The sequence below is a fragment of the Chelativorans intermedius genome, assembly GCF_025398255.1.
GTDB classification, from domain to species: Bacteria; Pseudomonadota; Alphaproteobacteria; order Rhizobiales; family Rhizobiaceae; genus Chelativorans; species Chelativorans intermedius.
The window spans coordinates 127,453-140,847 of the sequence record NZ_JAODNW010000010.1; the positions used below are offsets into that span (position 1 = coordinate 127,453).

Consider the following 13,395-nt stretch of genomic DNA (forward strand, 5'->3'; position numbering starts at 1 on the left):
CGCGGGAGAAAAGTCTCTCCGGCAGTCGAAATTCTCTCGCGCGGTTGGTATAGAACAGCGACCTTGCCAAGGGGAAGTGTGAGTTCATGGGTAGAGCAGTGTTCAAGTGGCGCAGCGCCACCGTCTTCATTCTCCTCGCTTCGGCGTCTCTGGCAGGCTGCCAGCAGGGGGGCGGCCCCGGCCTTGCCGGCTCCGCGCCCGCGCCCGCGGTCGAGGGCGATGCGCAGGAGAACGCGATCCGCGAGAGCGAGCTGCGGGCCTTCTGCCCGCCGGTCACCCTGCGCGAAGGCACGGCCTATTTCCGCACCTATGCGCGCGGCGAGGAAGGCAACCCCGACAGCGTGATCTACCAGGCTTCGATCGCCGACGTCACGCGTGCCTGCAGGTATGGCCCGGACGCCACGACCATGACGGTTGCGGTTGCCGGCAAGATCGTTCCGGGGCCGAAGGGGCGCACCGGCACCATCACCATGCCCATCCGGGTGGTGGCTGTGCGCGGCGAGGAGGTGCTCTATTCGCAGCTCTTCCGCCATTCCGTGGCGGTGGAGGACACCGCGGGCGCCACGCAGTTCCTGTTCACCGATCCCAACGTGGTCATCCCCGGCGGCGTGGACCAGGCGGTCCGCCTGCTGGTCGGCTATGACGAGGGACCGGGCAGCGGGCAATAGGCCGCCTTTGCCCGCTGCCATCGGCGGTAGTGGTCTGACCGAAACGGATGGTACCCATCTGTTGGGATCGCACCACTACAGCATTTTGCAGCCAGATGGAATCATCTGGCGTCGCGCAAATGAAGCAAAAACAAATAGATGGGCCGGTTCAGCGTTTCATTGAAACGATGAACCGGTCTAAACCTCCTCGGACCACTCCGACAGGGCCGCGATGGTGCGGTTCAGGTCGGCCATGCGGTGAATGGTGGTCTCTGCGCCTGCCTCCATCAGCATGTTGGCGTGGTTCGGATGGCTGTGGGAGGCGCCGGTGAAGCCGATGACGCGCATCCCGGCCGCCCGCGCGCCGGCGATGCCGTGCACGGAATCCTCGATGACGAAGGTGCGGGCAGGGTCCGCACCCATCTGACCGGCCGCGTGCAGGAAGACGTCGGGCGCCGGCTTGGGCCGCCTGCTCGGCGTTTCGAGCGAGGAGAAGATCACTCCCTCGAAGAGCGGGGCAAGGCCGGTTCTCTCCAGCATCGCCGAGATGCGCTCGCCGCTCGAATTGGAGCAGATGCATTTCCTTGTCCTGAGCGCGCCGACCGCCCTTGCCACGCCGTCGATGGCCTTCACCTCCTTGCGCAGCCGCTCGTCGGTGCGTGCTTCCGCATGGTCGATCACGGACGCCTTGAACAGCATCTGCGCCTCCTTCTCGATGGACATGAGAATGTCGCGGAAGGTGAGGCCGGAATAGCGCTGGGCGATCTCTTCCGGGGAGATCTCGTATCCCGCCTCGCGCAGGAGTTCCGCCTCGACGCGGGCGGCGACAATCTCCGAATCGACCAGAACGCCGTCACAGTCGAAGATGATGAGGTCCGGGGCGGGCATTGGGCGCATCCATTTCCGGGTGAGGCTCAAGGGCGGATCAACGCTGGCTGATAGCCCCTATGGGGGCGCGGTTGCAACAGCCGCGCCGAATTTGCCCGGCCCTTACGGAATATTTACCCAGCCCGGTAACCATAACCGCAGGTTAACAGTTCCAAGTTGAGGTGTGTGTATGTCAGCGGTGCGTCGTCTGGAGGATCTGTCCTCGTCTTCCGCCAGGGCCGAATGGGTGGACACGATCGTCAGGGGTGACTGCATCGCGGCGATGGAGAAGCTGCCGGAGAAATCCGTCGACCTGATCTTCGCCGACCCGCCCTACAACCTGCAGCTCGAAGGGGCGCTGCACCGGCCGGACCAGTCGCTGGTCGACGCCGTGGACGACGAATGGGACCGTTTCGACAGCTTCGCCGCCTATGACGCCTTCACCCGTGCCTGGCTGCTGGCCGCCCGCCGCGTGATGAAGCCCAATGCCACCATTTGGGTGATCGGCTCCTATCACAACATCTTCCGCGTCGGCGCCATCATGCAGGATCTGGGCTTCTGGGTGCTCAACGACATCGTCTGGCGCAAGACCAACCCGATGCCGAACTTTCGCGGCCGCCGTTTCCAGAACGCTCACGAGACCATGATCTGGGCGTCGCGCGACCGCGATGCACGCGGCTACACCTTCAACTACGAAGCCATGAAGGCGGCCAACGAGGATGTGCAGATGCGCTCCGACTGGCTGTTTCCCATCTGCACGGGCAGGGAGCGGCTGAAGAATGCCGACGGCGCCAAGGCGCACCCCACCCAGAAGCCCGAGGCGCTTCTCGCGCGTGTGCTGCTTGCCACGTCGCGGCCCGGCGATGTGGTTCTCGATCCCTTCTTCGGCTCCGGCACCACGGGCGCGGTGGCCAAGCGGCTGGGCCGCCATTTCGTCGGCATCGAGCGCGACGCCGGCTATATCGAGACGGCGCGCGAGCGCATCGCCGCGGTGGAGCCGCTCGGCGAGGAGGATCTGGCACTCATGACCGGCAAGCGCGCCGAGCCGCGCATCGCCTTTGGCAGCCTGGTTGACACCGGCCTGGTGAAGCCCGGCACGCAGCTCTTCGACCGCAAGAAGCGCTGGACGGCGAGCGTTCGCGCCGACGGCACCATCGCCATCGGCCATGAGGCGGGCTCCATCCACCGCCTCGGCGCGCGCGTGCAGGGGCTGGAAGCCTGCAACGGCTGGACGTTCTGGCACTTCGAGCAGGAAGGCGCGCTGAAACCCATCGACGAGTTGCGCCAGCGTGCGCGCCAGAACCTGCAGGCGGTGGGGGCCTAGAGTCATAAGACAGGCATTTTGCAGCCAGACGGAATCATCTGGCGTCGCACAAATGCCGCAAAAACAAATAGATGGACCGGATCAGCGTTTCATTGAAACGATGAACCGGTCTAGGTCCTGGCGCAGCCTGTCGGCAGCGGTGAACTGCACCGCCTGCCAGCCGGCCTCCCTGGCGCCTTCGACGTTCTTCTCGCTGTCGTCGATGAACAACGTGGCCGCCGGTTCAAGGCCGAAGCGCTCCGCGTGGTGAGCGTAGATGGCAGGATCCGGCTTGATGAGCCCGATTTCGCCGGAGACCGTCACGCCCCGCGGCCACTTGAGGAAGGGGAAGCGCTCCTTCGCCTCGGCAAAGGTGTCGGCGGCGAAATTGGTGAGCATGGTGACGTCGTGGCCGGCCGCCAGCAGTCCCTCGAGGATCGCCACCGTATCCTCATAGGCGTGTGGGACCATCTCGTGCCAGTGGCGGCGGAAGGCGCGGATATAAGGCTCCTGTTCCGGGTGCCGCGCGATGAGCTCGGCCTCCGCCTCCTCCCAGGTGCGGCCGCGATCCTGCTCCAGGTTCCATTCGTTGCTGCAGACATTTTCGAGAAACCAGCGCCGCTGCGCCTCGTCGGGGATGAGCCGGGCGTAGGGGATTTCCGGGTCGTAGTGGATGAGAACCTTGCCGATGTCGAACACGATGTGGCGGATTTCGCTCATGTGCCTGTGGGCCTCCTTGCTTTCGTGGCGCCGGGTATAGCCGCTTCGACGACCTTTTTCATGACAGTCGGCAGCGCCTCGCCGGCCAGCAGGCCGGGTGCGCACCACCAGGAACCGGCCGGGGCGGGCATATCCGCCACGCGCGCCCGGTAGACCGAAAGGGCGAGCGTGAAATGGGTGAAGGTGTGGGTGACGGTGCCGCAGGGCTCCCATGGGGCGGGAAAGGGCGCTGCGGAGGGGCCATCTTCGCCGTCGCTGCCTGCGCTCCAGCCGCTCGTCGGCACCTCGCTCATGCCGCCCAGCAAGCCGCTCTCCGGCCGGCGGCGCAGCAGCACCGCGCCGTCCGCCCGTACCGCCACGAAGGCAGCACCCCGCCGCGACGGCTTGGCCGCCTTCGATGCCTTCACGGGAAAGCGCTCCTGCGCCGCTGCGCCGCGCGCCGCGCAGAAGGCCTGCAGCGGGCAGAGAATACAGGAGGGCCGGCGTGGCGTGCAGATGGTGGCGCCGAGGTCCATCATCGCCTGGGCGAAGTCGCCCGGTCTTTCCGCCGGTACCAGCGCCGCCACGGCCTTCCTGACCTGTGGCTTGGCTGCCGGCAGCGGCGTCTCGATGGCCCGAAGGCGCGTGACCACGCGTTCCACATTGCCGTCCACCACGGCCGCTCGGCGCCCAAAGGCGATGGCCGCCACCGCCGCCGCCGTATAGTCGCCAATGCCCGGCAGCGCCTTCAGCCCGGCCTCCGTGTCCGGAAAGACGCCGCCATGGCGGTGAGCCACCTCCTCGGCGCACTTCTTCAGATTGCGCGCCCGCGAGTAGTAGCCGAGGCCGGCCCATGCCTTCATCACTTCCTGCAGGTCGGCCCGCGCCAGCGCCTCCACCGTGGGCCAGCGCTCAAGGAAACGCTCGTAATAGGGCTTTACCGCGCCTACGGTGGTCTGCTGCAGCATGATTTCCGACAGCCAGACGCGATAGGGGTCCGGGCGGTGCCCCTGCCGGGTGGCCTGCGGCGGCAGGCGCCAGGGCAGGTGGCGGTGATGCCGGTCGTACCAGGCAAGAAGGGCATCCGCGAGGGTCTCCCTCTGCCAGTCATCTTCCTCGTCTGCCGCCAATGCCTGTGTCATCCGCCGTCGTTTTGCGCTAGGTTCCAGCCATGAACGAGGACAAGCACATGACAGGGAAAGGCCGCTGGCACAATCCCGTTCCGGTCAGCGATCTGGCCACGGCGCTGCTCGACCCGGTGCTGCGCCGCCGCGCGGGGCTTTCGATGGACCTCGTCCAGTGCTGGCCGGAGATCGTGGGCGAGCGGCTGGCAGGCTGCACCCGCCCGGAGCGGATCGCCTGGCCGCGCCGCTTCAGCGAGGACGATCCCTTCAAGCCGGCCACCCTGGTCATCGCCTGCGAGGGCCCGGCCGCTCTTCACGTGCAGCACGAGACAGGCGAAATCATCGCCCGCGCCAACTCCTTTCTGGGCTTTGCGGCCATCGGGCGGGTGAAGATCGTGCAGAAGCCGCTTTCCGCCCAGCCCAGGCAAAGGCGCACGCCGCCGCCACCCCTTTCGCCGCCCGAGCGGCAGCGGCTGGCCGGGCTGACCCAGGCCATCGAGGACGAGGGCCTGCGCGCCAGCCTGCAGCGGTTGGGCGAGAACGTGCTGGCCGCGCGCAAGAGGCGGCTCGCGGATTCGTGAGCCTTCGCGTGCAATTCGCGTTTGGCGCCGGCCGCAACTTGCCTTATTCCACACCAAATGGTCGCTATTTTCTCGGCCTTCGATAGGATTCTGGACAAGCTTGGGTGATTCGTATGACTGGACCGATCGCGCGCAGGCGCATTCTCGTTTCGCTGGCCGCCCTTCCGGCGGCTGCCCTGCTCGGCGCGTGCAGCGACAGCGGCGAGGGCGAGGCCGACGCACAGGGCGTGTCGCCGATCACCACGGGCGCCGTGAACGCCCCCCGTCCCAGCGGCAGCGTCGACATGGACAAGCTCCTCGCCCCCGGCGCTCTGCCCGAGAAGACGGTAGGCGCGCAGGACGCACCCGTCACCATCGTCGAATATGCGTCGATGACGTGCAGCCACTGCGCCTATTTTCATGTGCGCACCTATCCGGCGCTCAAGGAAAAATACATCGACACCGGCAAGGTGCGCCTCATCCTGCGCGAGTTTCCGTTCGACCCGCGGGCGGAGGCGGGCTTCATGCTGGCGCGCTGCGCGGATGACAAGTATTTCGCCATGATCGACGTGCTGTTCAAGCAGCAGGGCAATTGGGCGCCCGTTCAGGATGCGCGCAGCGCGCTCCTCAACATCGCGAAACTGGCCGGTTTTTCACAGGAGTCCTTCGAGGCTTGCTTGACGAACCAGAAGCTTCTGGATGATGTGAGAGCGGTGCGCGCGCGCGGCGCACAGGAATTTGGTGTCGATGCGACGCCCACCTTCTTCATCAACGGGAAGAAGTATACGGGAGCAATGACGATTGAGCAGCTTTCGGCGATCATTGATCCCCTGCTCTGACGCGGACGCCAGACGCGCCGGCGAAGGCCGGAGCGCGCGCCGGGGTGCGCGCGCATGAAATTCACCAAGCTTCGCCTCCTGGGCTTCAAATCCTTCGTCGAGCCCAGCGAGTTCGTCATCGAGCGGGGGCTGACGGGCGTCGTCGGCCCCAATGGCTGCGGCAAGTCGAACCTTGTCGAGGCCCTGCGCTGGGTGATGGGCGAGAGCTCCTACAAGAACATGCGCGCTTCCGGCATGGACGATGTCATCTTCTCCGGTTCGGCCACCCGGCCGGCGCGCAACACCGCGGAGGTGACGCTCTTTCTCGACAATTCCGACCGCAGCGCGCCGGCTGCCTTCAACGATGCCGACGAGCTGCAGGTCTCCCGCCGCATCGAGCGCGAGGCGGGTTCGGTCTATCGCATCAACGGCAAGGAGGCGCGCGCCCGCGATGTGCAGCTTCTCTTCGCCGACCAGTCGACGGGCGCCCGCTCGCCCTCCATGGTCGGCCAGGGGCGCATCGGCGAGTTGATCCAGGCCAAGCCGCAGGCCCGCCGCGCGCTTCTGGAGGAGGCGGCAGGCATCTCCGGCCTGCATTCGCGCCGCCACGAGGCGGAGCTGCGGCTGCGCGCCGCCGAGCAGAACCTGGAGCGGCTCGACGATGTGGTGGGCGAGCTTGGGACGCAGATCGAGAGCCTGAAGCGCCAGGCGCGCCAGGCGTCGCGCTTCAAGAAGCTTTCGGCCGAGATCCGCAAGGCAGAGGCGATTCTGCTGCATCTGCATTGGACGCAGGCAAAGGCGCAGGAGGCGGAGGCGAAGTCGGCGCTGGCCGAGGCCACGGCGCTGGTGGCCGAGCGCGCCAGCCGGCAGATGGAAGCGGCGAAGGCCCAGGCTATTGCGGCCAGACGCCTGCCGGAACTGCGCGAGGCCGAGGCGGCGGCGGCGGCCGCGCTGCAGCGGCTGACCATTGCACGCACGCAGATCGAGGAGGAGGCAAGGCGCGTGCGCGAGCGGGCGCGGGAACTGGCCAAGCGCATCCAGCAGCTTGATGCCGACATTGCCCGCGAAGAGCAGATGGTGCGCGACAACGCCGAAACCCTGCAGCGGCTTGAGGAGGAGGAGGCCGCGCTGAAGCAGGCGGAGGCCGGCGCCGAGGGGCGCGAGGCGGAGGCGCGCGTCGCCCTGGAAAAGATCGAGGCGGCCCTTTCCGAACGCGAGGCCGAGCTGACGGCCCTCACCGCCGAGAAGGCCGAGGCGAGCGCCGCCCGCGCCCAGGCCGAACGCGCCATGCGCGATGCCGCCGCCCGCCGCGACCGGCTGGCCCGCCAGCTTGAGACCGCCGACCGCGATCTCGCCGGCATTGCCGAGCGCATCGGCGCGCTGCCCGACCCGGCGGAAAAGCGCCGCGCGCTGGAACACGCCCTTGCCGCCCAGGACGAAGCCGAAAAGGCCGTTGCCGCGGCGGAAGAGGCGGTGAGCGCCGCTCGTGCCGCGGAGAACGCGGCACGCCAGCCGGTGAACGAGGCGCGCGCGGAGCTCGCTCGCATCGAGACCGAGGCCGCCACGCTCGCCAAGGTGCTGAATGCGGCCGGCGACGACCGCTTCCCCGCCGTTCTGGAGCAGGTGCGTGTGGAGCGCGGCTTCGAGACCGCGCTGGGCGCGGCACTCGGCGAGGATCTCGATGTGCCGCTCGACAGTGCCGCCCCGGCCCATTGGGGCGAGCCCATATCGGCGGAGGGGGATCCGCCGCTGCCCGAGGGTGCCCGGCCGTTGGCCGAGGTGGTGGCCGCGCCGCCGGAGCTTGCCCGGCGGCTGCGCCAGATCGGCATCGTGGCGCCCGCCGACGGGCTGCGCCTGCAGAAACAGTTGAAGACGGGCCAGCGCCTGGTAAGCGCCGAGGGCGCACTGTGGCGCTGGGACGGCTACCGGGCGAGCGCCGACGCGCCGACCGCCGCCGCGCAGCGGCTGGCGCAGAAGAACCGGCTGGCCGAGCTGGAGAACGAGGCGGTGGCCGCGCGTGCGGCCGTGCACGCCGCCGAGGCAGCGCTCGCCGAGGCGGAAGGGGCCGTAGCGAACGCGGTCGAGGCGGAGCGCCAGGCACGCGCCCGCCTGCGCGAGGCGAGCCAGGCCGCGGGCGCCGCGCGCGACGCGCTGGCGGGCGCGGAAAAGGCCGCCGGGGAGCTGGCGAGCCGTCGCTCGGCGCTTGAGGATTCACGTCGCCGGCTGGCCGAGGACCATGAGGAGGCGCTGAAGGCGGTGGCGGACGCCGAAGCCGCCTTCGCCGCCGCGCCGGATCTCACCCAGTTGCAGGCACGCCTGGACAGGGCGGCAAGCGAGGTGTCCGCCGCCCGCGCGCGGGCCGCAGAGGCGCGTGCGGCCCATGACGGGCTGAAACGCGAGGCAGAGGCGCGCCAGCGCCGGCTTGCGGCCATTGCCGGCGAGCGAAAGAGCTGGACCGCGCGCGCGGAAAATGCCGACCGGCACATCGCGGCCTTGGCCGAGCGGCGGGCCGAGGCCGCCGGCGAGATGGAGAAGATTGCCGACGCGCCGGACGAGATCGAGGCGCGCGGGCGCGAGCTTCTGTCGAGGATTGCTGCGGCCGAGGCCGAGCGCAAGAGTGCCGCCGACCGGCTTCAGGAAGCGGAGAACGAACAGGCCGCCCTCGACCGCCAGGCCAACGAGGCCATCCAGGCGCTGTCGGCGGCGCGCGAGGCCCGCGCCCGCGCCGAGGAGCGCGAGGCGGCGGCCGAGGAGCGGCGCCGCGATGCCGAGGCGCGCATCCAGCAGGCGCTCAACGTCGCACCGCATCTGGTGATCCGCCAGGCGGAGCTCTCGCCGGAAGAGCCCCTGCCCGAGGTGGGCGAGGTGGAGCGCCGCCTGGAACGGCTGAAGATCGAGCGCGAACGGCTGGGCGCCGTCAATCTGCGCGCGGAGGAAGAACAGGCGGAGCTGTCGGAGCGGCTGGAGGCCCTGATTGCCGATCGCGAGGACGTGATCGAGGCAATCCGCAAGCTGCGCCACGCCATCCAGAACCTCAACCGCGAGGGCCGCGAGCGCCTGCTTGCTGCCTTCGACGTGGTGAACGGCCACTTCCAGCGCCTGTTTACCCATCTCTTCGGCGGCGGCACGGCGGAGCTGCAGCTCGTCGAGTCCGACGACCCGCTGGAAGCGGGGCTGGAGATCCTCGCCCGTCCGCCGGGGAAGAGGCCGCAAACCATGACGCTTCTTTCCGGCGGCGAGCAGGCGCTGACGGCAACGGCCCTGATCTTCGCCGTGTTCCTTACCAATCCCGCGCCCATCTGCGTGCTCGACGAGGTGGACGCCCCCCTCGACGACCACAATGTCGAGCGCTTCTGCAACCTGATGGACGAGATGGCGGCATCCACGGACACCCGCTTCATCATCATCACCCACAATCCCATCACCATGGCGCGCATGAACCGGCTGTTCGGCGTCACCATGGCCGAGCAGGGGGTAAGCCAGCTGGTCTCGGTTGACCTGCAGACGGCCGAGCAGATGCGCGAGGCCAGCTAGAAAATCCCGCTTTTCAGGTCTCGCTCCACACCGCCAGCTCGTTGCCCGCGGGATCGGTGAAATGAAAGCGCCTGCCGCCGGGGAAGGAGAAGATGGGCCGTACGATGCGCCCGCCCGCCTCCTCGACGCGCTGCATCGTCTCCTCCAGCGCATGCGAATAAAGAACGGGCAGCGGCTTGGACGCACCCTCCGCCGGGCTGCCGTCGAAACCCCCGTCGAGCCCCTCGCTGAAGGCCGAATAGCCGGGGCCATAGTCCGTGAACGACCACGAGAAGACGTTCGCATAGAATGCCTTCACGCTGTCCAGCGTGCCGCCGCCGGCGGGCATTTCGAGATAGTCGAGCTTTCCTGTCTCGCGCATGACGACCTCACGTGTTCCTGATATGTTCTCATAGTGCCGTACCACCGGCCGGACGTCAAGCGCCATCTGTCCACCCAAATCGATTGAGTTTGCCCGTCGGACGTCGCCACACTTGCCATTGCGCGCGCCTCTCCTTATCGCTGCCTGACGGCCGATGCAGCGGTGCGGCAACGATGCGGAGGGGATGGCATGGTCAAGTGGGTCTACAGTTTCGGTGACGGCCGGGCGGAGGGGCGCGCCGCGCAGCGCGATCTTCTGGGCGGCAAGGGCGCGAATCTGGCGGAGATGTGCAGCCTTGGCCTGCCGGTGCCGCCAGGCTTCACGATCACTACCGAGGTCTGCACCCACTACTACGCCAACGGCCGCACCTACCCGCCGGAGCTCGAAGCCCAGGTGGACGCTGCGCTCGATGAGGTGGGGCGCATTGCCGGGCGCCGCTTCGGGGATCCGGCGCGGCCGCTTCTCGTCTCCGTGCGGTCCGGTTCGCGCGCCTCCATGCCTGGCATGATGGACACGGTGCTCAATCTCGGCCTCAACGACGAGACGGTGGAGGCGCTGGCCGCCGATTCGGGCGATCCCCGGTTTGCCTATGACAGCTACCGCCGCTTCATCCAGATGTATTCCGATGTCGTGCTGGGCCTTGATCATGAGGTCTTCGAGGAGATTCTCGCCGACGAGAAGGCGCGGCGCGGCTATGACGTCGACACGCAGTTTGCCGCAGAAGAGTGGCGCGCGGTCATCGCGGTCTACAAGGAGCGGCTGGAGGCCGAGCTGGGCGAGCCCTTCCCACAGGACCCGCGCCGCCAGCTGTGGGGTGCCATCGGCGCGGTGTTTTCGAGCTGGATGAACCCGCGCGCCGTCACCTATCGCCGCCTGCACGACATACCGGAGGAATGGGGCACGGCGGTCAACGTGCAGGCCATGGTGTTCGGCAACATGGGCGAGAGCTCGGCCACCGGCGTCGCCTTCACGCGCAATCCCTCGACCGGCGAGAAGGCGCTCTACGGAGAATTTCTCCTGAATGCGCAGGGCGAGGATGTGGTGGCCGGCATCCGCACCCCGCAGAGCCTGACGGAGGCGGCACGTCTGGAAGCCGGTTCCGACCGCCCATCGTTGGAGAAGCTTCTGCCGGAGGCCTTCGCAGCCTTCGTGGAAATTGCGCAGAAGCTGGAGGGGCACTACCGGGACATGCAGGACCTGGAGTTCACCATCGAGCGCGGCAAGCTGTGGATGCTGCAGACGCGGGCCGGCAAGCGCACGGCGCGGGCGGCGCTGAAGATCGCCGTGGACATGGCCAATGAGGGCCTCATCTCGCGCCAGGAGGCCGTTTGCCGCATCGACCCTGCCTCGCTCGACCAGCTTCTCCACCCCACCATTGACCCGGATGCCGCCCGCGACGTGATCGCCATCGGTCTGCCTGCCTCGCCGGGGGCGGCGACGGGCACCGTCGTCTTTACGCCCGAAGAGGCGGAGGAGATGAAGGCGCGCGGCGAGAAGGTGATCCTGGTGCGCGTCGAGACGAGCCCGGAGGACATCCACGGCATGCACGCAGCCGAAGGCATCCTCACCACCCGTGGCGGCATGACCAGCCACGCCGCGGTGGTGGCCCGCGGCATGGGCAAGCCGTGTGTGTGCGGCGCCGGCACCCTGCGCGTCGATGCGCGAAGCGGCACGATGACGGCGCTTGGCCGCACCTTCCGCAAAGGCGATCTCATCACCATCGACGGCTCGACAGGGCAGGTGCTGGCAGGGGCCGTGCCCATGCGACAGCCGGAGCTTTCGGGCGATTTCTCGGCGATCATGGAATGGGCCGACGCCGCCCGGCGCATGAAGGTGCGCGCCAATGCCGAGACACCGGCGGATGCGCGCACCGCGCGTGCTTTCGGCGCGGAGGGAATCGGGCTTTGCCGCACCGAGCACATGTTCTTCGACGAGGCGCGCATCCTGGCCATGCGCGAGATGATTCTCTCCGACACGCAGCAGGAGCGCCGGGCCGCGCTCGCCAAGCTGCTGCCCATGCAGCGGGCCGACTTCGTGGAACTCTTCGAGATCATGGCGGGACTGCCCGTCACCATCCGCCTGCTCGATCCGCCGCTGCACGAGTTCCTGCCCAAGACGGAAGAGGAGATCGGCGAGGTGGCCGCCGCCATGGGCGTCGATGCCGAGCGGCTGCGCGCCCGCACCGAGGAGCTGCACGAGTTCAACCCCATGCTCGGCCACCGCGGTTGCCGGCTTGCCGTGTCCTACCCCGAGATTGCCGAGATGCAGGCACGCGCCATCTTCGAGGCGGCCCTCGACGCGGCGAAGCGCACGGGCGCGCCCGTGGTGCCGGAGATCATGGTGCCGCTGGTCGGCATGGCTGCCGAGCTTTCCTTCGTCAAGGGGCTGATCGAGAAGGTAGCGAAGACGGTGCTCGAAGAGGCCGGCGCGCAGATCGACTATCTGGTGGGAACCATGATCGAGCTGCCGCGTGCCGCCCTCAGTGCCGGAGAAATCGCCGGCGAGGCGGAGTTTTTCTCCTTCGGCACCAACGATCTCACCCAGACCACCTTCGGCATCTCGCGCGACGACGCGGCACGGTTTCTGGAAACCTATCGCAAGAAGGGCATCATCGAGGCGGATCCGTTCGTCAGCCTCGACGTGGAGGGCGTGGGCACGCTGGTGCGCATGGCCGCACAGCAGGGCAGGGCAAGGCGCCAGGGCCTGAAGCTCGGCATCTGCGGCGAACACGGCGGAGATCCCGCCTCCATCGCCTTCTGCGAGGCGGTGGGGCTCGACTATGTGTCCTGTTCGCCCTTCCGCGTGCCCATCGCGCGCCTGGCGGCGGCGCAGGCCGCCTGCCGCACCCAGGCGCTATGATCCGCCCTCGGCCTCGAACGGCCGTGTGCCACCCCGTGCCGGGCGGGCCTCCAGCCGGCCCATGATGTCGGCATAGGCTTCTGCGATGCGCGCCACCGGCAACGTGCTGGCCGCCGCGTCCTCCACCCGCAGGGCCCCGCCTTCGGCCGGCTGGGCCACGAGCGCGATCCGGCGCTCGCCGCCCGCCTCCAGCACGACCGCCGCCAGCCAGTCGCAGCCGGCCATTCCGTTCATCCGCATTCTGAAAAGCATCGTCCCGCCGATGCGCTCCAGCGCCTTGCGCACGGCACCCTCGAAGCCGGTCTGCAGGAAATCCTGATGGCGCAGCGCCAGCTCCAGTTCGACGATCTCAAGGGCAGGGGAGGGAGTGCTGGAATCTCGTCCGGCCTGCGTGTCCATGATCCACCATAACGTCCCCCCGGCCCAGCAAAGAGATGAACGCGTGGATGCTGAGAAAGGTTCCACCACCAGAATCGTTATCCGCCATGGACGATTCGGTCCAGCGTCCCCTCGGGGCGGCGGCCCTTCTCCACATCTGCTTCCGAGAACGGGATGTGCCATGGCTTTGTGCTCATCTTTTGACCAATCGTGCGCGAGCCGATATGAGGACGCGAGGCAAAACC

Annotated in this window: 11 protein-coding genes; 6 read left to right on the plus strand and 5 right to left on the minus strand. The window is 68.0% G+C overall.

What is annotated here, in order from left to right:
* Positions 1-86 precede the first annotated feature (86 nt).
* A complete protein-coding gene (locus NYR58_RS09695) occupies positions 87-668 on the plus strand; it encodes a hypothetical protein (RefSeq protein ID WP_261520386.1) in 582 nt (193 codons plus the stop codon).
* 177 nt (positions 669-845) lie between these two features.
* Here the strand turns inward: NYR58_RS09695 and NYR58_RS09700 are convergent, their stop codons facing one another.
* Positions 846-1,535, minus strand: a complete 690-nt coding sequence (locus NYR58_RS09700; RefSeq protein WP_261520387.1) for an HAD family hydrolase — start codon at positions 1,533-1,535, stop codon at positions 846-848.
* Positions 1,536-1,704: 169 nt separating this feature from the next.
* Here NYR58_RS09700 and NYR58_RS09705 point away from each other — a divergent pair, with 169 nt between their 5' ends.
* Positions 1,705-2,838, plus strand: coding sequence for a site-specific DNA-methyltransferase (locus NYR58_RS09705; protein WP_261520388.1), 1,134 nt, complete (start codon positions 1,705-1,707; stop codon positions 2,836-2,838).
* A gap of 81 nt (positions 2,839-2,919) precedes the next feature.
* On the opposite strand, the gene NYR58_RS09710 is transcribed toward NYR58_RS09705, so the two are convergent.
* Positions 2,920-3,537: an HAD family hydrolase gene (locus tag NYR58_RS09710; RefSeq protein WP_261520389.1), complete on the minus strand. Its 618-nt coding sequence runs from the start codon at positions 3,535-3,537 to the stop codon at positions 2,920-2,922.
* Positions 3,534-4,658, minus strand: a complete 1,125-nt coding sequence (mutY, locus tag NYR58_RS09715; RefSeq protein WP_261520391.1) for an A/G-specific adenine glycosylase — start codon at positions 4,656-4,658, stop codon at positions 3,534-3,536. Before mutY ends, NYR58_RS09710 begins: the two co-directional genes overlap by 4 nt.
* Before the next feature lie 47 nt (positions 4,659-4,705).
* Between mutY and NYR58_RS09720 the strand changes: the two genes are divergently transcribed.
* The 3 genes from NYR58_RS09720 (at position 4,706) to NYR58_RS09730 (ending at position 9,552) form a co-directional block, all read left to right on the plus strand.
* Positions 4,706-5,221, plus strand: a complete 516-nt coding sequence (locus NYR58_RS09720; protein ID WP_261520393.1) for a DUF721 domain-containing protein — start codon at positions 4,706-4,708, stop codon at positions 5,219-5,221.
* Between the two features lie 113 nt (positions 5,222-5,334).
* Entirely contained in the window at positions 5,335-6,039 is a 705-nt protein-coding gene (locus tag NYR58_RS09725) for a DsbA family protein (RefSeq protein WP_261520395.1), read from the plus strand.
* A 54-nt stretch (positions 6,040-6,093) separates the two neighbouring features.
* Entirely contained in the window at positions 6,094-9,552 is a 3,459-nt protein-coding gene (locus NYR58_RS09730) for a chromosome segregation SMC family protein (protein WP_261520396.1), read from the plus strand.
* A gap of 13 nt (positions 9,553-9,565) precedes the next feature.
* Here NYR58_RS09730 and NYR58_RS09735 read toward each other — a convergent pair whose 3' ends face one another.
* Positions 9,566-9,913, minus strand: a complete 348-nt coding sequence (locus tag NYR58_RS09735; RefSeq protein ID WP_261520397.1) for a VOC family protein — start codon at positions 9,911-9,913, stop codon at positions 9,566-9,568.
* A gap of 189 nt (positions 9,914-10,102) precedes the next feature.
* On the opposite strand from NYR58_RS09735, the gene ppdK reads away from it, so the two are divergent.
* Positions 10,103-12,772, plus strand: a complete 2,670-nt coding sequence (ppdK, locus tag NYR58_RS09740) for a pyruvate, phosphate dikinase (protein WP_261520398.1) — start codon at positions 10,103-10,105, stop codon at positions 12,770-12,772.
* Here the strand turns inward: ppdK and NYR58_RS09745 are convergent.
* Positions 12,767-13,171: a hypothetical protein gene (locus NYR58_RS09745; RefSeq protein ID WP_261520399.1), complete on the minus strand. Its 405-nt coding sequence runs from the start codon at positions 13,169-13,171 to the stop codon at positions 12,767-12,769. The two genes, ppdK and NYR58_RS09745, sit on opposite strands and share 6 nt — an antisense overlap.
* Positions 13,172-13,395 lie beyond the last annotated feature (224 nt).

What these genes read in the sequence shown, in the direction of transcription:
- NYR58_RS09695 (WP_261520386.1), top strand. Translation starts at nt 87, where the DNA reads ATGGGTAGAGCAGTGTTCAAGTGGCGCAGCGCCACCGTCTTCATTCTC.
- NYR58_RS09700 (WP_261520387.1), bottom strand. Translation starts at nt 1,535, where the DNA reads ATGCCCGCCCCGGACCTCATCATCTTCGACTGTGACGGCGTTCTGGTC.
- NYR58_RS09705 (WP_261520388.1), top strand. Translation starts at nt 1,705, where the DNA reads ATGTCAGCGGTGCGTCGTCTGGAGGATCTGTCCTCGTCTTCCGCCAGG.
- NYR58_RS09710 (WP_261520389.1), bottom strand. Translation starts at nt 3,537, where the DNA reads ATGAGCGAAATCCGCCACATCGTGTTCGACATCGGCAAGGTTCTCATC.
- mutY (WP_261520391.1), bottom strand. Translation starts at nt 4,658, where the DNA reads ATGACACAGGCATTGGCGGCAGACGAGGAAGATGACTGGCAGAGGGAG.
- NYR58_RS09720 (WP_261520393.1), top strand. Translation starts at nt 4,706, where the DNA reads ATGACAGGGAAAGGCCGCTGGCACAATCCCGTTCCGGTCAGCGATCTG.
- NYR58_RS09725 (WP_261520395.1), top strand. Translation starts at nt 5,335, where the DNA reads ATGACTGGACCGATCGCGCGCAGGCGCATTCTCGTTTCGCTGGCCGCC.
- NYR58_RS09730 (WP_261520396.1), top strand. Translation starts at nt 6,094, where the DNA reads ATGAAATTCACCAAGCTTCGCCTCCTGGGCTTCAAATCCTTCGTCGAG.
- NYR58_RS09735 (WP_261520397.1), bottom strand. Translation starts at nt 9,913, where the DNA reads ATGCGCGAGACAGGAAAGCTCGACTATCTCGAAATGCCCGCCGGCGGC.
- ppdK (WP_261520398.1), top strand. Translation starts at nt 10,103, where the DNA reads ATGGTCAAGTGGGTCTACAGTTTCGGTGACGGCCGGGCGGAGGGGCGC.
- NYR58_RS09745 (WP_261520399.1), bottom strand. Translation starts at nt 13,171, where the DNA reads ATGGACACGCAGGCCGGACGAGATTCCAGCACTCCCTCCCCTGCCCTT.